Origin of the sequence: Dyadobacter crusticola DSM 16708, assembly GCF_000701505.1 — a bacterium.
GTDB lineage: Bacteria > Bacteroidota > Bacteroidia > Cytophagales > Spirosomataceae > Dyadobacter > Dyadobacter crusticola.
Map to the genome: position 1 here is coordinate 242,899 of NZ_JNJB01000005.1, position 19,031 is coordinate 261,929.

General features: G+C 47.3%; 14 protein-coding genes. 3 read left to right on the forward strand and 11 right to left on the reverse strand.

Annotation, left to right across the window (positions count from 1 at the left end; genetic code table 11):
• Positions 1 to 7: 7 nt before the first annotated feature.
• From Q369_RS0107265 to Q369_RS0107295, 7 genes are all read right to left on the reverse strand, one after another.
• A complete protein-coding gene (locus tag Q369_RS0107265) occupies positions 8 to 4,798 on the reverse strand; it encodes a M4 family metallopeptidase (RefSeq protein ID WP_031527141.1) in 4,791 nt (1,596 codons plus the stop codon).
• Positions 4,799 to 4,968: 170 nt separating this feature from the next.
• Positions 4,969 to 5,733 carry an SDR family NAD(P)-dependent oxidoreductase gene (locus tag Q369_RS0107270; protein WP_031527142.1) on the reverse strand — a complete coding sequence of 255 codons (765 nt, stop codon included), beginning with the start codon at positions 5,731 to 5,733 and terminating at the stop codon, positions 4,969 to 4,971.
• Between the two features lie 86 nt (positions 5,734 to 5,819).
• A complete protein-coding gene (locus Q369_RS0107275; RefSeq protein WP_031527143.1) occupies positions 5,820 to 6,731 on the reverse strand; it encodes a helix-turn-helix domain-containing protein in 912 nt (303 codons plus the stop codon).
• Positions 6,732 to 6,767: 36 nt separating this feature from the next.
• The gene (locus tag Q369_RS0107280) at positions 6,768 to 7,037 is read right to left on the reverse strand and encodes a UBP-type zinc finger domain-containing protein (RefSeq protein WP_031527144.1); all 270 of its coding nucleotides are present in this window, start codon (positions 7,035 to 7,037) and stop codon (positions 6,768 to 6,770) included.
• A complete protein-coding gene (locus Q369_RS0107285; protein ID WP_031527145.1) occupies positions 7,037 to 8,698 on the reverse strand; it encodes an NAD(P)/FAD-dependent oxidoreductase in 1,662 nt (553 codons plus the stop codon). The genes Q369_RS0107280 and Q369_RS0107285 overlap by 1 nt, the downstream gene beginning before the upstream one ends.
• A 33-nt stretch (positions 8,699 to 8,731) precedes the next feature.
• Positions 8,732 to 10,132, reverse strand: coding sequence for a sensor histidine kinase (locus Q369_RS0107290; protein WP_031527146.1), 1,401 nt, complete (start codon positions 10,130 to 10,132; stop codon positions 8,732 to 8,734).
• A 115-nt stretch (positions 10,133 to 10,247) separates the two neighbouring features.
• Entirely contained in the window at positions 10,248 to 10,607 is a 360-nt protein-coding gene (locus Q369_RS0107295; RefSeq protein WP_031527147.1) for a hypothetical protein, read from the reverse strand.
• A gap of 73 nt (positions 10,608 to 10,680) precedes the next feature.
• Here Q369_RS0107295 and Q369_RS0107300 point away from each other — a divergent pair, with 73 nt between their 5' ends.
• Positions 10,681 to 11,469, forward strand: coding sequence for a DUF72 domain-containing protein (locus Q369_RS0107300; protein ID WP_229206761.1), 789 nt, complete (start codon positions 10,681 to 10,683; stop codon positions 11,467 to 11,469).
• Positions 11,470 to 11,497: 28 nt separating this feature from the next.
• A complete protein-coding gene (gene ligD / locus Q369_RS0107305; protein ID WP_031527149.1) occupies positions 11,498 to 14,230 on the forward strand; it encodes a DNA ligase D in 2,733 nt (910 codons plus the stop codon).
• 244 nt (positions 14,231 to 14,474) lie between these two features.
• On the opposite strand, the gene Q369_RS0107310 is transcribed toward ligD, so the two are convergent.
• Positions 14,475 to 14,846: a hypothetical protein gene (locus tag Q369_RS0107310; protein WP_031527150.1), complete on the reverse strand. Its 372-nt coding sequence runs from the start codon at positions 14,844 to 14,846 to the stop codon at positions 14,475 to 14,477.
• 184 nt (positions 14,847 to 15,030) lie between these two features.
• Positions 15,031 to 15,522, reverse strand: a complete 492-nt coding sequence (locus Q369_RS28275) for a response regulator (RefSeq protein ID WP_051663955.1) — start codon at positions 15,520 to 15,522, stop codon at positions 15,031 to 15,033.
• A 169-nt stretch (positions 15,523 to 15,691) separates the two neighbouring features.
• On the opposite strand from Q369_RS28275, the gene Q369_RS0107320 reads away from it, so the two are divergent.
• Positions 15,692 to 16,084: an AraC family ligand binding domain-containing protein gene (locus Q369_RS0107320; protein ID WP_031527152.1), complete on the forward strand. Its 393-nt coding sequence runs from the start codon at positions 15,692 to 15,694 to the stop codon at positions 16,082 to 16,084.
• A 49-nt stretch (positions 16,085 to 16,133) separates the two neighbouring features.
• Here the strand turns inward: Q369_RS0107320 and Q369_RS0107325 are convergent, their stop codons facing one another.
• Both Q369_RS0107325 and treZ read right to left on the reverse strand, forming a co-directional pair.
• A complete protein-coding gene (locus Q369_RS0107325) occupies positions 16,134 to 17,102 on the reverse strand; it encodes an MBL fold metallo-hydrolase (protein ID WP_031527153.1) in 969 nt (322 codons plus the stop codon).
• 44 nt (positions 17,103 to 17,146) lie between these two features.
• A complete protein-coding gene (gene treZ, locus Q369_RS0107330; protein WP_051663956.1) occupies positions 17,147 to 19,000 on the reverse strand; it encodes a malto-oligosyltrehalose trehalohydrolase in 1,854 nt (617 codons plus the stop codon).
• Positions 19,001 to 19,031 lie beyond the last annotated feature (31 nt).

Here is a 19,031-nt window from a genome sequence, read left to right on the forward strand (position 1 = left end):
TAATGGCTTATTTATTTACAATTAGTTTTTGAGTGAACGTCAGTTCACCACGTCTCACTCTGACAATATAAGTGCCTTCAGTTAGGTTGGAGATATCGACCTTCTCTCCCTCCCAGTTTACGTTAAGAACAGCCCTGCCTTGCTGGTCAAATATCTCTAAGGGATGTTGCAGGCCTTTCTTGTAGAGCCCCGGCATAAGCTCTACCTCACTGCTGGCAGGGTTGGGGAAAACCGTCATTTGAACTTCTGGGTATTTGACTTCGAAACCGTAAACCCGCAAAGCTATTTTGGCCCCCGGCTCCGCAGCGGAACGGTGATGAATGGTGTGATCCGCCAGGTTGACTTCGAACAGGAAGTGAAATTGAAGGTTTGTGACGGGCTCGAAAAAACCACCCTGAAAATCGGAGTCCAATTCTTGATTGCCAGTACCTATATCCCAGAGCTGCATCTGAAGATTAACAGATCCCTCAGAAGCTGGCGTTTTTAGGTAAATCGGATCAGCTTTGGTAATCAATGCATCGACCTTATAAATACCATTTGCTACTGGGAGAACACCTTTTGGATTGGAAAAGTGAGACTTCAACCCCATCTTACTAAATATCACATTCCCATTTGGATCGCGAATCACAAGGTTGTAATCAGCCACAGGTCCTGGTAAGCCGAAGCTATCGAAACACAAGAGGCTGAAATTAAAGTTCAGCTCGGGAACTATCGGCGCCCCCTCGGTATGAAACGTTGCGCCAACCTCTTTAGATTCGCAGGACTTATCTGTTCCTATCGAAGAAACAAACCAGCTCACATCCTCATCAAAGGGTAAGTTTTCGAGGGTAAAAGTGTTTCCAAGTACTTCGGTGTCAATCAGTGTAGCCCCGCCCTCTATTTTCGCGAATAGTCTGACATTCGTAACGCCTGGTGGCCGAGTCCACGTAAGTTGGACAGAATTATTGCTCCCAAGCTGCACCCCATTAACATTGTTGGGGCTTAGGTTTGACGGACTTGGGGGAACAATAAAGTAAAACGCCGATGCTGCAGGTCCAAGTAACCATACACCGTCGGAATTCTTCACAGCTCCCCGGACACTGCGAAGGTATGGACCTGGATATACGGAAGCATTGTATATGACAGGAGATTTTGTATCTCCCTCCACCCTATCCATGACAATAAAATTTTGAAATAATGGATCGTAGATACTATACTGATACGCCTCCACTCCCGGGATGGGCTTCCAGGATAATTGCACCTCTTTTCCTGCATTGACACACGCAACGCCCCCAATGTCCGGTTTTGGCGCAAGTTCGGCTTCGGTAGTGAAGTGGAACCACTCGGATACGGCACCTTCTTCCTCCTTTAAAATAAAAGGAGCTGTTGGCTTTTTCGTAGGGATGATGGCCCATGTATACTCTTTGTCATTGTTGAGTTCCAACAAATCTGGAATGTGAAGCGTAAAATCAGTGAACACTGCAGACGTATCCTGTGCAAGAGCCTGGTAGAGTGGATCTTTCACATATAATTGATAGTAGTCTGCACTATTGGGACTGAGCTTAGTAGCCATCAACCGAACGTCCTCGCCAAAAAGCGGAACCTTGGAATAGTTGCTCGGGGCGTTTAATTTAATCGTTGGCACATCTGTTTTGAACCATATCAAATTGCTCCATGCTCCGTAAATGGTTGGGAAATTCTTTTTTTCCTCATCTGTAAAATTGACGATCGTCCCGTTTGGTAAAACATGTACCGCCCACTCGGAGCCGAGCTTTTGCCTGGCAGCTATTTTATAAGTGTAACCTTTCTGCTTCGAAAGTGCGAGTTCGGTATTTACGACAAACTTGTCTTCATCGTACGGTACGTCAACGGGAATGAGATGCCCTGTTACGGGACTTACATCATCCATAACATGGATGTCATAACCAGCAGCCCCAGGTGTACTTCCAAAGGTGAATTGCGTACTCCATGCTGGGACGACGGCAGCCTGTAACGGCTGCGACACCGTAACTGCCGGTACGTCTTGCGTCGTGATTGAAAAAGGCAGAGTCCACTTTTTCTTGTTCAACAGCGATTCGCAAAAAGCAGGATCATCTGTGCCTGCACAATGTTGCCTCGCACCCGGCCCGTCTACCAAATGGGAGTGAACCGTGTATTTTCGACCTGGTTTTAGGTTAATTTGCCCGTAAGTCATACCAGTCATCAACTCTGGCGCTTGATTGCTGACGAAACGATAAACAGGAGCTTCGCTCTCGTTAAATGTAGCACTTTCACTTACTTCGAAAAGGCGGTAGCTCTCATACATCGGATATTCAACTTCCACCCCAACTTTTACAGGCCAGGGATACACCACCGCATCATCTTCTGGTGAATGCGCCAAAGTAGAAGCGTAATCCGGCAATTCCAGAACCGTCGCCCATGCATCAAAGAGTGTTATATGTTCCTTTGATTTGGGACCGTATTGAGGATCGGCGTGCAAAGCCGTCATAGTCGCTTGCCGGAATTCCTCAATGCCTGCATTGTAAGATATTGACCTCGACGCGTCCCAGAGCACACGCAGAGCAAGTTCTCTGGGCATTTTGTTCACGAAGTAGGTCAAGCTGCCTGGTTCATCATTTGTATATCCATTTACCCCTTCTGTTCCGTGCACAAGTAAGTAGTAAAAGAATTGGATAAAACCTGCATTGTGCCTCGCGCTTGTTGCACTCCAATTCGCTCCGTGATAAACCGCGGGTTGACCATAAAGCTTCGGTTGAGAGAAGTCGGTCATTGGAGTAGAGGGACTTATTTCTTCAAAAAGTGTCCAGATACTCTCTGCATTTGGATTTTGCTTAGCTCGCTCCTGATCTTTCTTCATTTCCAGCGCGAAAATGTTAGCAAGTCCTGACTTCCATATTCTAGCATCTTCACTGTAGTCTAAATTAACAGCTACGGGAAAGTCTCTGCACAATTGTATTGTTAATGCATAGGTCCTAAACACTTCATCTTTGCAGGCAGACTCAGGTTGATACGGATAAAATAAATAAGCATCCTTATCCGAATGCCAAAGCTCTGCTATGGTACCTGACGGATCACCTACTGTATTAATCAGGCTAACCTTTCCCTCGCCGTCCATTCCCGAATGTTGAAAGTTAGATCGGAACCAATCCCTGGCCACGCCAGAGAATGCATGTACGCTAACTCCCACTTTCGATTTCAACAAATTTTGATCTTTGCCATATAGGTTGCTTTGCAGCGGAGTGATGTTGATGAACGGCGACTGGCCAAGTGGATTCAGCGGATCAAACTCGACGGTCTCTATGCGGCTTTCGCTGGTACAATCGATTAACTGAAACGCACGTGCACTAGCCGGATCTTCTGTCAGAGTAACTTCCTGAGCATGGAAGCTTACCGGACCATTAAACCAGCTCTCCGCTTCCTTGGTAATCGCGCAATCAGGATTACTGGTAAATGGTAACGCCCCAATTCCAACAGCATAACACGCTATCATGATCCTCTTGTAAACCGGCGAGCCAACGGGATGCCCATTTGAAACTGCTGCGCTTAGAAGCATTTTCCGAAAGTCCGGATAGGTGGTACTTGCGTTCAAGCCAGGCACCAGTGCGTCGTAAAAAAGCTTCAATGCTAATTCATAAGTCGCGTGTTTGTCACCCGGAATGAGGGGTTCTGTAACGAAGAGCTCCTTCGAGGTATCATCGTCGGGATAGCCAACTTTTGCATTATTTAGCAGGTAAAAAAGGTACTTGCCGACCGATGAATTCAGTGCCATAAGATCAGCACCATCCACCCAGTATGTGCCTTTATAAGTACTTGGCACATTATGTTGCTTCGGATTATCAAAAGGAATAAAAGTTGCATAACCCGAAGGCAACACATCTTCGCCTAGAACCCAGCTAGGATTAATAAACTTTTTGGTGGAATTCTCCCAATTTACAAATGCCAGATCGACTACCTGACTGAAAACACTAGTCAAGCTGACTGCTTCGCTGCCACTATTCAACGCAGAGGGGAGGTGCGCAATAATAAGGCCATTCGCCAGCGAATAAGCAAGAGTCGATTTTGACACACGGGATATCCCGCCAGCTGTTTCTGCGTTAAAAACAAACCTCCCTCCAACAATCTCCGGTAAAGCACTTTTTCTTAAAGCGATTTTGATTGGCAATTGCCCCGACTTATCAAGCCCATCATGCCCTAGGAAAGTGTGCGTGAACTGGGTAAAGCGCTGTGCGATATGCAATGCGCTGGTTCCATAAGTCGACAAAATCGGGTTTGGTGTTAAAGGATTCCCCTCTTCATTTAGATTTGACAATAAACTAAATGAACCGGTATGCACCAATTGCGGCGGAATCTTTGCCAATACAGAGGCAAATGGCGATTCAATAGCTGTTTCGAAGTCACCGTCTTCGATAGCTGTAATTTCAATAGGAGCCCACAAACTAAGAGACGGATCCCGGGGAGAGCAAAGCGCCAATGCGGTAGTATAATGTGCCCCGAATGGCAGCGGAGCTTGCAACGGATCATACTCACTTTCAATGAAAGGTAAATACGCCTTCAACCACACACTTTGCATGCCGTAATACGTTGTGGGTACCTGTACCTGAAAATTCTGCGAATTATAAAGCACACCAAACTTATTCGGAGGCGGTGGTTGCAATGGATCGTAATTTACTTTCGGATAAGAAGGCGGCTTGACCGCTTCATCCTGCGCAAACACCGTGCTTTCTCCCCGGGTTAAAAGCACAAAAAACAGAAAGAGCCGGAATAGGGTAATCGGGACAGAGCCACCCTGTTTGGATGGAAAATGTAAAGTTCTGTTCATACATGGGTGTATTAATCTGAAAAACTCACCGATAATACCCCCACTCAGGACCCTTTGATTTTTTCAACGTACAAACGGCCTCAACCTGGTTATTCACCGGATCAAGGCCGCCTCAACTTTGTAGTACAATTGAATTCCGACTACTACAATCAAAAACTACTTAGCAAATCTTACAAGTTCATTCCGCCTGATACCTCTATACGTTGGCCGTTCACCCAGCGCGATTCATCGGAACACAGGAATGCCACTACCCCGCCAATATCATCCGGCTGCCCTACCCGACCCAGCGCGGTAATACTGTTCATGTGAGCCTCCAAGCCAGGATGCGACTCAAAGGCGCGTTTCGTAAAATCGGTGTGAATGATACCCGGAGCAACTGTATTTGCTGTGATACCCCGTGCGCCGAGTTCCTTTGCGAGGTACTTAGTCAGCACTTCTATCGCACCTTTCATGGATGCGTAGGCGGCGTAGCCGGGATTGGTGAAGCGGGCGAGTCCGGTAGAGAGATTGACGATCCGGCCCTGATCTGCGATAAATGGCAGCGCCTTTTGCGTAAGAAAGTAAACCCCCTTAAAGTGTACATTTAGAAGATCGTCAAAATCCTGCTCGGTGGTTTCAGCAAACGGAGAATACCTGTCGATACCCGCATTATTGATCAGGAAATCGAAAGTTGGACGGCCCCATTTCTCGCTTAATACACCTGATAAAGTCTCGAAAAAACTGTCAAAACTCTTGGTATCTGCTGTATTCAGTTGAAGAGCTACTGCTTTCTGACCCAATCCTTCGATTTCTGAAACTACATCCAAAGCCTCTTTTTCGCTGCTGTTATAAATGACAATCACATCATTCCCTTTCGCTGCAAGTGACAATGCCATATTCTTCCCAAGACCGCGGCCGGCGCCGGTAACAAGTGCTATTTTGCTATCTGATTTCATCTTTTTCTTTTGTTTAAATTGATGAAACAAAAGTAAAAGCGTACCCGCCGCGAAATTTGCCAGGATCAAATCAAAACTTGCAAAATTCAAATCTCACTTCGAAATGCACGTGGATTCAATGTCGTATGTTTCTTGAAAAGGTTGTTAAAATGAGATGTTTCCTCAAATCCCAGACTGTACGCGATCTCGGATACATTCCAATCTGTGTGCTTCAACAAGATCTTGGATTCTCTGATGATACGCTCCGTAATCAGCTCAGTCGTGGTTTTTCCGGTGATTTCCTTTAATACCTTATTGAGATAATTAACATGGATTGACAGTTGATCGGCGAAGTCCTTTGCAGAGCGGAATGCGAGTTTCTGGTGGGGAGGCTCGATAGGAAATTGCCTTTCCAACAGCTCCATAAACAAGGAAGATACCCGCCTGTATGCGTTTGTCTCGGTAAATAGTGATGAGGCAGGTTGCAGCTTTTGACCAAAATGGATCAGCTCAATGACATAGTTCCGCAGCAGATCATACTTATAAGTATAATCAGAGCTCATCTCGCGGAACATTTTGGAGAAAATGAGCTTTACTTCTTCTATTTGAGGTTCGCTCAGAAAGAAGATCGGGTTTCCACCCGGTTTAAAAACGGGAAGCTCTTTCAACCGGACACCACTATTATCCTGCGTCAGAAAATCCTCCGAAAAAATACAGAACATACCCGCTTGCTGATCATCAAGCGGGATATAGTGATAAGGGATCTGTGGGGTTGCAAAAAGCAATGCATTCTGCTCAATATCAATCACTTTATCCGCATACTCCGCTCTGTTCTTACCAAGGATCAAGCTGATCTTATAGTAGGCGCGGCGGTTATAAGGCATTTGCTGGTGCTTTCCGCCGCGGTATAGATCCGCGATCTGGAACACATTGAAGTGACCAATTTCCTTCTGAATCTGAGCGGGAATAAGCTGAGAAGTTTCATTGTAGAAACTTTCGAGCGACGTTGCTTTTTGCATAACCCAAACTTACGAAAATCAAATCTGTTCCTGATCTCAGGTATATCTTACAAAAGCTTCGTCTTCGTAGCACCATAACCAGTTTTCACCCGGCTCTGCCGAGATAACCACCGGGTGGCCGGTCGCATTGAAATGCTTTGTCATGTGCGTAGCTGGTGAGCTGTCGCAGCAAAGTGTAACTCCGCAGGTCTGGCAGGTACGCAAATGCAGCCAGCGTCCGTCCACTTTCACGCATTCTTCGCAAACGTGCTCGGCGGGCGTTTTTAACTCCGCTATTTCACTGATATGTTTACAAACCTGGTCCATTATACTTCACTTAAATATTGATGAACAAAACTGATTGACATTGATCCTTCACCTACTGCCGAAGTAACGCGGTTCATCGCGCCGGCACGCACGTCGCCCGCAGCAAAGATCCCCGGCGAGCTGGTTTCCAGCAGATAAGGGTCGCGGTCTGCTTTCCATATCTGTTTGAAGTTGCTGTAACTCTTCATTTCGCGGCCCGTTTCAATGAATCCTTTGCTGTTTTTGATGATTTCCAGACCGACCCAATCCGTGTACGGCCTTGCTCCAATAAAGATAAAAAGTGCATCAGCCGGCGCAGTACGCTGCTCATTTGTGTTCAGATCCACCAATCTGAGCGATTCCAGCCGATCACTTCCCGTGGCTTCCACAATCTCGGTACAGCCCAGCACGCTGATGTTTTCCGTACCTCTGATCTGGTCGATCAGGTAGGATGACATAGAGGACGTAAGGTCGGTTTTGCGGACGATGATGAACACATTTCTTGCAAATTTGGACAAATACATCGCTGCCTGCCCCGCAGAATTGCCGCCACCGAGCACATATACATCCTTGTTGCCACAGGAAGTTGCTTCCGTACTCGCTGCGCCGTAGTAAATGCCTTTTCCTGTAAATTCCTCAATTCCCTGCGTTTCCAGCTTGCGGTAATCTACGCCCGTGGTAATCACGACCGCTTTTGCATTGATCTCGCTGCCGTCGCCCAGGACAATCGTTTTGTATTTGTCTTTCAGCTTAATCTCTTTCACAGACTGCGGAGAAAGCATTTCAGTCCCGAAACGCGTCGCCTGGGTCACCGCGCGCCGCGTAAGTTCAGCGCCGCTGAGGCCCATTGGAAAGCCGAGGTAATTTTCAATGCGCGAACTTGTACCAGCCTGTCCGCCAGGCGCTTTGCGCTCGATCAATAAAGTACTTAAACCTTCCGAAGCGCCGTATACAGAGGCAGCAAGCCCCGCCGGACCTGCACCAATGATAATTACATCATAAATCTGCTGCTTGGTTTTTCCATTCAGACCAATGCGCTCTGCTACTTCCATCAGCGAAGGCGTTTTCAGCAAGCTCCCGTCTTCGAATATGATCGCTGGAAAATCTACCGGGCAAAGGTTGTTGGTAGTCCTGATCTGCTTCCCAAGTTCATTCGACTCGGCATCCAGCCAGGTATAAGGTACCAGGTTACCTGCAAGAAAATCTTTGAGCTCATGCGATTTAGGCGAGAATTGGTATCCCAGCACCTTGATTCCTTTGAAATCTGGGCGATAGTTGGCTTGCCAGTCTCTCAGCAGCTCGTCGACTGCCGGATAAAGTTTTTCCTCCGGCGGATCCCAGGGTTTCATCAGGTAGTAGTCGAGCTGCACATCATTGATTGCCTTGATCGCAGCTTCCGTATCAGAGTACGCAGTCAGCAACACTTTTTTGGCAAATGGAAAAAGGACTTTGGCCTTTTCAAGAAAATCAACACCCTGCATTTCAGGCATGCGCTGATCCGAGATAAAGATCGCCACCTCTTCTCCCTTGTTCTGCAATTCCAGCAAGCTCTCCATTGCTTCGGCTACGGATGTGGTGCTGAGTACCTTGTACTTGTCCCGGTAATGGGATTTAAGATCGCGGCTGATAGCCCTTAAAACCTGAGGGTCGTCGTCAATTGAAAATATAATGGGCAAACCCATAGTGAAATGTTGTTTATGAATGCAGAAACTAAATTATCCATTAATCGGGAAACAAACCAGAAACTCGGTTTTCCCTGGTTCGGAATGCAGTGTGACGGAGCCGTGGTGCTGCTTCACAATGCGCATTACCACATCCAACCCGAGACCGGTACCTTTTCCGACAGATTTGGTGGTAAAAAACGGATCGAAGATCTTGGAACGGATCTCTTTAGGTATTCCCGGCCCATTGTCGCAGATACCTACTTTAATAAACTCCTTATCCAGACTTGTGACAATGCGGAGCTCAGGTTCAGGCTGTCCTTCCAGTGCGTCAATTGCATTGTCTATAAGATTGGTCCAGACCTGGTTCAGCTCACCTACCATTGCTTTGATCTTCGGCAGGTCCGTGTTGAAGTCCTCAATGACTTTGATATTTCCCTTTTTGAGCTTGTAGTTGAGCATAGTAACCGTATTTCGGATACCGGTATGTATATCAATCACCTCCCGCTCGCCGCCACGGTCCATGTGTGTGAAGGTTTTTACAGAACCTACCAGGTCCGCAATGCGCTTGGAAGCTTCCTGAATGTCGGCTACCATTCTCTCCGTTGTCAGACTGTTATTGATCCACAGCAAAATCGGCGAAAAATCGTCTTTATTGATCTTGCTTTTTAAATCTTCCAAGTCTTCCTCACTGATCCCGAACTCTACAAGATTCTCGGCAATATCCTCGCAGCCCACTATATTGTTGTCTTCGAGCCAACCCAGGATTTCATCTTCCTTCTCCGACCTTTTCATCATACTGAGTACAGGCCGGTTCGTATTGCCCAGTATTGCGACCATCTTGTTGTTGATGACATCCACCTCTTCGGGAGACAAATGAATGGAGATCAGCTTCTTGAAATCGCCGGGCTGCATCAGCAAATGGTTCTTCAATGAAACAGAGCCGCGCACGATCGCAGCCGCAGGATTGTTCAGTTCATGCGCCAGTCCTGCCGACAATTTCCCCAACGCCATCATTTTCTCATTCTGCTGTTCGAGCTCGGTAAACTCACGGACCCGCGAAGTCATCACCACGACGAGTGCCTGCGTAAGCTCGTAATTATTGACAATGAGCTCGTGCAGCAGCTCCTTGGGAAAGGTCATAATTTGAGTAGGTTCCAGGCATTGCGCAAATGCAACGCCCACCTTGCCCCGGGAAAAAGGCAGAATGCCCGTCACAGTACCGGGGAGCAATTCTGAAATGGTATGTTTGGAGTTGTTTTGAATGCGGTACAGTTCGATCCGGCCGGAAAAAAGAACGTGCGTGCCGATGAGCGGTTCCTCTGGTTTGCCGAGGAACTCACCTTCCTGCATCTCATAATGATTGCTATTGTCAATCATCCATTGCAGCTGATCCTCAGGAACTTCTGCAAAAACCGGAATAGCCAGCAGATCCTGAACACTGATATTTTTCATAAAAAGGAAGCGTTGTGGTATTTGTCAGACCCTAAGTACGATATTAATCAGGATTCCACAGAAAAAATTCAGGCTGAACCTGCTGAAAACGCCGGTAAAATAGATCAGTTTAGACTCAGGCTGCACCTGGCGTCACAATGCGGTTGTATATCTTATATTCTGGGATACCCTGCATCGCCTCCATAATGCTCAGTTCCACCCAATCCCGGTTATTCTGATGCACGAATGCGCCATTGCAGCCAGGAAAGAGCTTTTGAAGTAAGGCAAGTGATTCTTCTTCCAGGTTGATTTCTTCGTGGCCGAGCTCACTCACATGATAATATCCTTTACACAAACCAATGGATGTTTCAAATTCAATCTTCACCAGACTGCCGGAAAGTTCGGGCTGCAAAGATTCCAGTACGATTTCCTCCCGCAGATCCTCAGCAGTTCCCAATGTTTCCTCCTGCTCACCAAGAATGTCTATCACGCTCATAGTTCCATGTTTATAAGTAAATCTCAGTGTCAAAGCACGCAAAAATTATTCCTGCTCCGCGTGAATAGAAGGTATGATTATTGCGATAACTCCGCTGTTGATAGTGAAAGAGATGCAGCACGAAACGAACATTCATATAGGCACGTCCGGTTGGAGCTATAAGCACTGGGCAAACATCTTTTATCCGCCGGAAGTCAAGCCGGATCAGTATCTGTCTTTTTACGCAAAACACTTCAGTGTTTCAGAACTCAACAGCAGCTTTTACAGGCTACCGCTAAAAAGCACAGTTAAAAAGTGGGTTGATGCAGTTCCGGAAGGTTTTTTGTTTTGTCCAAAAATGAACCGGTACCTCAGCCATCTCAAAAAACTACATGATCCTGAGGAGCCTCTGCAACGCTTTTTCCAGATTTTCGAAACTTACAAAGCCCGGCTTGGACCTATCCTGATCCAGCTTCCCGCCGCCGTCAGGTTCGATGAAGAAGTGGCTAGCCATTTTTACGAACTTTTGGAGCAAGAGTATGGCGATTACCGGTTCGCAATGGAAGTGCGGCACGAGTCGTGGTTTTCGGAGGAAAGTGTGCGATTAATGCGCCGATATAAGGTTACTCTTGTTATTGCCCAATCCGATCGCTACCCCTACTATGAAGAACTTACTGCCAGAGATGTTTTTCTCCGCTTTCACGGCCCACGGCAACTATACAGCTCTTCCTATCCCGAGAGCATGTTACGGGATTACGCGCAGAAGCTGGTGGAATGGAAAAGCAAGGGGCACAATATTTGGGCATTCTTTAATAATGATGTCAATGGTCACGCGCTGAAAAATGCGGCCATGCTTCAAACTTTTGTGAATGAGCTTTCCTGAATGCTTTAACCTAAAAACCTGAATAATCATGAGCTTATCAAAGTACAATGAGAAAAGAAAGTTTGACAAAACACCTGAGCCGAAAGGCGGCAAAGCCAAGTCGGACGAACTCATTTTTGTAATCCAGAAACACGACGCCTCGCGGCTGCATTATGATTTCAGACTCGAAATGGACGGTGTCCTGAAAAGCTGGGCAGTCCCAAAAGGTCCCTCTACGGACCCGTCGGTAAAGCGGCTGGCGATGATGGTGGAAGACCACCCTTACGATTACAAAGACTTTGAAGGCATTATTCCCGAGGGTAACTATGGCGCAGGTACCGTTATGGTTTGGGATTTCGGGACTTACGAGCCACTTGAAAAAGCGGAATCGAAAGAGGATATGGAAAAGATGCTTTTGAAAGAGTTGAAATCGGGCTCACTGAAAATCAGGCTGAAAGGTAAAAAGCTCAATGGGGAATTTGCATTGGTAAAAACCCACATGGAAGAGAACTCCTGGCTGCTGATCAAACACCGCGACAAATTTGCCAGCGAGGAAGATATCACGAAAAAAGACCGCTCTGTGATTTCGAAGAAGACCTTGAAAGGAATAGAAGAGAATCCAAACCATGAAGTTTATGGTGAAGATGCAAAAGATAATAAGAAGAAAAAGGCCGCAAAGCCTCCCAAAAATACCACAGCCGCCAATGAGGTTTTAGAGGAGCAAGCTTCCGAACCGACCAAAGCGGAGCCGAAAAAAAAAACCGCTGACATCCTGAAAAATGCACCGAAAGCGCCGTTTCCTGAAACACTGATACCGATGCTCGCGACGCTTGTAGACGAGCCTTTTGACGATCCCGGCTGGGAGTATGAAGTGAAATGGGACGGGTACCGCGCAGTCGCTTACCTCAATAAAGGTGAAGTGGAGATCAAGTCAAGAAATAAAAAGTCTTTTAATGAGAAATTTTATCCCGTGTACGACGCACTCAAATCGTGGGAGCTGAATGCGGTACTGGACGGAGAAATCGTCGTGATCAAAGACAATGGACAGTCAGATTTCAATGCTTTGCAAAACTGGCGCAGCGAAGCCGATGGTCAGCTCGTGTACTATGTTTTTGACATTCTCTGGCTGGACGGAAAGGACCTTACTAACCTGCCGCTGACGGACAGAAAGGCCATTTTACAAAACATCATCACCGAAGATAGTCCCGCTAAGCTCGGTTACAGCATTGCAGCCGAGGGAGCTGCGTTCTTTGAGGCTGCCAAGGGAATGGGATTGGAAGGTATTATTGCCAAGAAATCGGATAGCACCTATGCCCCGGGTGTGAGGACCAAAGACTGGCTGAAAATCAAGATTAACAAGCGACAAGAGGTGATCGTAGCGGGCTATACGCAGAATGCCGGCACCTCCAAACCTTTCAGCTCGCTGCTGTTGGGAGCTTACGAGAATGGGGTTTTGCAATATGTAGGCAAAGTCGGGACGGGCTTTAAAGACAAGCAGCAACGAGAAATGCTGGCCATGTTCAAACCGCTGATCATCAAAGACAGTCCATTCGAAAGTACTCCCGACTACAACAAACCGTCGCGGTTCAGGCCCAACCCGCCGAAAGCGGATGCGACCTGGCTGAAACCCGAGCTGGTCTGTGAAGTGAGCTTTGCGGAAATTACTTCCGACGGCGTGTTCAGGCATCCTTCATTTGAGGGAATGCGGGAGGACAAAGCGGCCAAAGATGTGGTAAGAGAGGTACAACAACCTACTGAGACCATTGTAGCAGAAAAGGAAAAACCCGAACAAGAGAAATCCGAAGCTCCGGAGGTGATCAAAGCGCCTGCCAAGGCGGGCAGGAAAACCCTTTTGAACCCGAAAGATGAAACACAGGTAAGGAAAGTGAATGGGCACGAGATCAAGTTTTCGAACCTGGGCAAGATTTTCTTCCCGGAGGAAAACTTTACAAAACGCGACCTGATCAACTACTACTATCAGATAGCGCCGTTCATCATCCCCTATCTTGAAAATCGCCCGCTTTCCCTGAACCGGTTTCCGAACGGGATCAATGGAAAAAGCTTTTATCAGAAAGACGTGACCGGCAAAGTGCCCGACTGGGTTGAGACTTTCCCCTATGAATCCGAAGGCGAAAAGAAGAATTTCATGCTTTGTAATAATGAAGCCGCGCTGCTTTATACAGTGAATCTGGGCTGTATCGATGCGAACCCGTGGAATAGTACCACTGCCGCACCCGACAATCCGGACTGGTGCCTGCTGGATCTGGACCCGGATACTTCCAATACTTTTGAGCAGGTGATTTTGACAGCACAAACGATCAAACAGTTGCTCGATTCCATTCAGGTGGAGAGTTACTGTAAAACTTCGGGCTCAACCGGCTTACACATTTACATCCCACTAGCAGCGAAATACACCTACGATCAATGCCAGATGTTTGCGCAATGGGTAGCCAGCCAGGTCCAGCAGGAGTTGCCTGAGTTCACCAGCATTGAGCGCATGACCAAGAACAGGAAAGGGAAGCTGTATATTGATTATCTGCAAAACAGGCCCAAAGCTACATTGGCCGCTCCCTATTCAGTGAGACCCAAACCGGGTGCAACCGTATCGATGCCGCTGCACTGGGATGAGGTGAAAGAAGGACTGCAACTACGTGATTTTACGATAAAGAATGCAGTGGAAAGGGCCCGGAGCGAGGGCGATTTGTTCAAGCCCGTTTTGGGCAAAGGTATCGATCTGGAAGCCGTAATCGCGAAAATTGAAGCAACCAGCGAGCTAGGTTAGTGAGAACTGTTGAATGATTTTTCCTTACCGGAGCCGTTGGTTAACTGAATCTTGCCAGTTACTCATCAACTTTGTAAAGAAGTGCTGCAACTATTTTGTTTGTGACAGCTTAATGAAGTGGGTAACACACACACTATAATCTTTTAAACTATACACACACTTACTTTTTTTACCTCCCCTCTCTTCCTTCCCGCATTTGATCCAAGCCTGCCCTTTAATACAAGTTTATAATCTAAAAGAGCATTCAGTTCAGCGATTCGGCGGCTTGCAGGAAAATCACTCTTCCATAATAATCAGGATCGTATTTCACCAAAACCTGACCTCCCTGCCTGATCTCGTCGTATTTAGAATAGCACAACACCTCTTTCATCTCTGCTACAAAATCTTCACCTTGTTCCGGCTTTATTTTGACCTTCACCTGAAATTCAGGTTGATTGTTCAGGTACTCGCCTGTTGGTGTGATATTCAGTACAGTTGCATTCGCCTCTACTCCTTCTTTAAGTATCTTCCGCTTTCTTTCCTCCCGTATCCGCTTCCTGACTGTTGAATAGCCCCAGTAAGCAATCATGCAAATAAGTATAATGGTTGCCCCAAATTCTCTGTTAGTGATTTCCACGGCTGGTTTTTTAATTGTTTAGGTCAAATTAAAGGGTGAACTCACGCAATTGAAACACTTCATTTAGTGAACGGCATTTGTTCTTAGCAAGTGGTCGTACCGAGGTGGCAAAAAAACAGCTGCTCCCCACCTCTGTTGTCAGAGATTGAGGAGCAAATGCGGCATTTTGACCAGATCGGCCGGATCACAAACTTTCGTTTTCAGACTCCGTCAGGCGATTTTCCGACGTTTTTGCCGGAGGTAGCAAATTGTAGTCAAGCCAGTAATGGCAGATTGTTTCTATCAGAAAACGCAGCTCTTCAAATTCCACCGGTTTGATCATGAAAGAGCTCGCGCCTGCATCATAGCATTTCTGAATGTCTACGCCCGAAGAGCTGTGTGTGAGGATTATCACGGGGATTGTAGACCAGCGTGTTACATTATTATCAGGCGTTTTTCTTAGTAATCTCAATAGATCATAGCCGTCAATATTTGGCATTTTCAAATCGAGAATGATCAGGCCTGGCCGACGTCCTGAATACTCTGGCGAAGACTGCAATATCATAAACTGATAAAGCTCGCTGGCGCCCTGAAAAAACCTTACGTGGTAGTTTGGTAAAAATTCATTGAAGATAGTGCGTACCAGCAAGCGATGATCAGCTGAATCGTCAACTAGATAAACTTCTTTTTTGTCCATAAAACTGGTTGAGGTTATACTGCTGTTAAGAAATAGCACATGACACAGAGCAAATATTGTACCAGATAGACCTCGATTTCCCTGCCGGTAGAACTGTGTACGAAGCCTGTGGCATAAACTTTTACGCGGCCCCGAGACCAAATGGATTGTACCAGAAAACACGATAACAATGGAAATCAAGTCAAACCAATCAACACAGAACCGGCCTGAGGGTGACAGGATATTGAACGCGCCCTATGTTTTTTCAGATATTCCAATGTACCTGGAACAATTAAGGTCTGAAAAGTCATGGGAGAAGAATGACCGCAACGCTATTACTGTATTTAAATCAGACAAAATCACCATTGTACTCTCTATTCTGCAAGCGGGTGCAGCTGTGAGCGAGCACGCAATCGACGAATGCCTGACTTGCCAGGTGCTTTCCGGCGAGCTGAAAGTGGAGGCGGAAGGCCGGACCTTCTACGTGACTACCGGCCAAATGATGACCTTCCATGCGCACCTGGCACATTCTATCCAAGCGCTGGAAGATTCCGAAATCCTGATTACTACTTACAAGGCATAAGAAAAACCCGCACCTTTTTTCAAAAGTGCGGGTCAAGATATTTCAACGACTACACGCGGAAGCTCCGATCATTCTTATACTTCGAATATAATGCTATCCCGATTGCAGTAACAGCGGCTGCCGCGCCGATAGTAAAAAGTACTTCCATCGGATTTGACCCTTCTTTCGGCAGAGAAACTACTCCCTGACTGTCGGTTATAGCCGGTGACATCACATAGCGCCCTTTCTTCGGGACGGCGAGCTGTTGGAAATAGTAGGCAAGTTCCAGCAAGTCCTGCTGCATTTCCTTTCCGCTCATCGGTTTTCCGTGTCCTGTTGCAACTACCTCCGGCAGCAGCGATGCAAGCGTTTCCACTGAATTTTCAGCTTCTTGCCAGTTACAGGTGAAATACTTGGGCGGACCCGATATGATCTTGCTCTGTGTTAATACAGAGAAAGCAGATTCTGATTCAGTCGTGACAAATGCATCACCAGCTATCAGAACCTTGTCCTTCCCGCGCCAGAAGCTGACGTGTCCCGGAGAATGTCCGGGGGTATGCAGGTACTGCCAATCTGGTAAGCCTGGCACATCGTGCCCGATTCCGGGGAATGCTTCAACCCTGTCGATCACATCGGCAGAATGCTTCGGGTAAAATTCCGAGAAGTACGACATCAGCCCACCTCCTACCGAAGGATCAGGTGGCGGATAGGCGGACTTACCTTGCAGATAAGCGAGTTCCAGGTAGTGCGCGTAAACGGGCACATCCCATTCGTCAGCCAGCTTTTTCAATGACCCGGTGTGATCAAAATGTCCGTGTGTGAGTAAAATAGCACTTGGGCGGGCGTTTTCGCCAAACAGGTTTGCGACCATTTTCCTGATCTTCGGATAAGCGGTCCGCATTCCTGCGTCGATCAAAACCCACGAATTGTCGGCTTCATTTCTGACTACATATACATTGACAAAAATATCAGTGAGTCCCCAAACCCCTTCCGCTACCTGGAAGTATGAATTGTCTGTTTCATTCTCATTTTGTTCCATATCAAGCAGAGTTAAGTCAAAGATTTGTCTACCTCATTTCAAAATCATGCCTGAATGGGATCAGCGGCTTCCAGAACCTTAACACCTGCGCCGATAACAGAAGCACGATAGCTGACCAGCGGACGCGCGCTATTCGATAGTGCGCCAGCATCCGCATCTTCCGCCCATTGCATGTCTGTCGAATCGAGGAGTACGGTCCATCGGGGCTTGTCTTCGGGGAAAGTCCAGGTGACGGTGTTATCAGAAAGGTTGAAAATACAAGCAAGCTGCACCTGCTGATCGGCGCTCAGTCTGATGAGCACGAATGCCTGCGAACCAAGCAGCTGAACGCGCAGGTCATTTCTATCAAAGTTCCGGAGCGCGGGATGCGTTTGGCGCAGTTTGATCAACGTGGAATGCCACTCCCGCATTACGCGGTATTTGCCGGTATCCCGTTTTTCCCATTGGATTTTGGATCTTTTAAATGTATCCTCCTCCTGTGGATTAGGCGGTTGCTGGTCCCAGCCAAACTCAGCGAATTCACTCCTTCTGCCCTCAACAACTTTCTCGATCAGCCCTTGGTCGGTGTGGCTTACGAAGTAGAAGAATGGGGTGTCTTCTCCATACTCTTCGCCCATAAACAACATAGGCACGTAAGGCGAAAGCATTATGGCAGCAGCCGCCAGTTTTTGTCGTTCGAAATCCACCAGCACAGTCAGCCGCTCGCCTCCTACCCGGTTCCCAACCTGATCATGATTGCAGTTGAACACCACGAAAGTATCTCCGGGCAGCCCCACTGACGACGCTCCGTGCCTGCGCTTACGGAACTTCACGTACTCACCACTATGTACAAAACCATCGGTAAAGGCTTTTGCCACTTGTTCTATTTTCCCAAAATCGACGTACCGGTCAGCGCCCGCCGGGTCCAGCATGACGTATAACGAATGGTGAAAATCGTCGAGCCACTGTGCGGTAAACCCGAAACCGCCGTACTCGGTGCTTTTCACAACTTTCGGACTGTTCAGGTCACTTTCGGCAATCATGTGAAAAGTGCGGCCATTACGTTGTCTGGCTTGTTTCAGCTTCTGTTCTACAAGCTCCCAGAAGTGTACCGCACCTTTGTCGTAGATGGTGTGGATCGCGTCGAGCCGGAGACCGTCGAGGTGGTATTCTTCGTACCAGAATGTGACCAGATCAGAAAAGTAATCCCGAACACCGTCCGACCACTCTCCATCCATATTGATCGCCTTTCCCCAGGGTGTCACGTAGCATTCGGTAAAATAGGGCCCAAACTGGTGCAGGTAGTTACCTTCCGGACCGAGGTGGTTAAAAACTACATCCAGGATCACGGCAATACCATTCTCGTGCGCTGCATTAACAAAATGCTTCAATCCGTCGGGGCCGCCGTAGCCACTATGCACAGCGTAAGGATAAGTGCCGTCGTAGCCCCAGTTGCGGTTCCCCGGAAACTCGGATACGGGCATCAGCTCAATGGCGTTAATGCCGGTTGCTGCAAGTTCGGGCAGCTTTTCAGCCGCGGCTCTGAATGTTCCTTCTACTGTAAATGTTCCGATGTGAAGCTCGTAAATGATCAGCTCGTTAAATGGTAATCCTTTCCACGCCAAGTCATTCCATTGAAAATGATGATGATCTACTACTGCCGAAGGACCGTGCACACCTTCGGGCTGGAATTGGGAAGCCGGATCGGGGAAAGCACCGTCGCTTTCAGGCATAAACTTGTACTTTGTTCCGTTCGCAACCCGATCTAAATGCAGTTCAAAATACCCCTCACCAACCTGCCTCATATCATAAATTCCTTCGTCAGGGCCAAAAACTTGAAGGCGCATCTGCTTCTTTTCTGGCGCCCATACTCTGAATTGAACTCCGGTTTCTGTGTGCCAAGCGCCGGCTCGTCTCATATAGGTGGTTTTTTCGGTTAATCTCGTGATA

What these genes read in the sequence shown, in the direction of transcription:
- Q369_RS0107280 (WP_031527144.1), bottom strand. Translation starts at nt 7,037, where the DNA reads ATGGACCAGGTTTGTAAACATATCAGTGAAATAGCGGAGTTAAAAACG.
- Q369_RS0107270 (WP_031527142.1), bottom strand. Translation starts at nt 5,733, where the DNA reads ATGAAATCAGATAGCAAAATAGCACTTGTTACCGGCGCCGGCCGCGGT.
- ligD (WP_031527149.1), top strand. Translation starts at nt 11,498, where the DNA reads ATGAGCTTATCAAAGTACAATGAGAAAAGAAAGTTTGACAAAACACCT.
- Q369_RS0107290 (WP_031527146.1), bottom strand. Translation starts at nt 10,132, where the DNA reads ATGAAAAATATCAGTGTTCAGGATCTGCTGGCTATTCCGGTTTTTGCA.
- Q369_RS0107275 (WP_031527143.1), bottom strand. Translation starts at nt 6,731, where the DNA reads ATGCAAAAAGCAACGTCGCTCGAAAGTTTCTACAATGAAACTTCTCAG.
- Q369_RS0107325 (WP_031527153.1), bottom strand. Translation starts at nt 17,102, where the DNA reads ATGGAACAAAATGAGAATGAAACAGACAATTCATACTTCCAGGTAGCG.
- Q369_RS0107265 (WP_031527141.1), bottom strand. Translation starts at nt 4,798, where the DNA reads ATGAACAGAACTTTACATTTTCCATCCAAACAGGGTGGCTCTGTCCCG.
- Q369_RS28275 (WP_051663955.1), bottom strand. Translation starts at nt 15,522, where the DNA reads ATGGACAAAAAAGAAGTTTATCTAGTTGACGATTCAGCTGATCATCGC.
- treZ (WP_051663956.1), bottom strand. Translation starts at nt 19,000, where the DNA reads ATGAGACGAGCCGGCGCTTGGCACACAGAAACCGGAGTTCAATTCAGA.
- Q369_RS0107295 (WP_031527147.1), bottom strand. Translation starts at nt 10,607, where the DNA reads ATGAGCGTGATAGACATTCTTGGTGAGCAGGAGGAAACATTGGGAACT.
- Q369_RS0107300 (WP_229206761.1), top strand. Translation starts at nt 10,681, where the DNA reads ATGATTATTGCGATAACTCCGCTGTTGATAGTGAAAGAGATGCAGCAC.
- Q369_RS0107285 (WP_031527145.1), bottom strand. Translation starts at nt 8,698, where the DNA reads ATGGGTTTGCCCATTATATTTTCAATTGACGACGACCCTCAGGTTTTA.
- Q369_RS0107320 (WP_031527152.1), top strand. Translation starts at nt 15,692, where the DNA reads ATGGAAATCAAGTCAAACCAATCAACACAGAACCGGCCTGAGGGTGAC.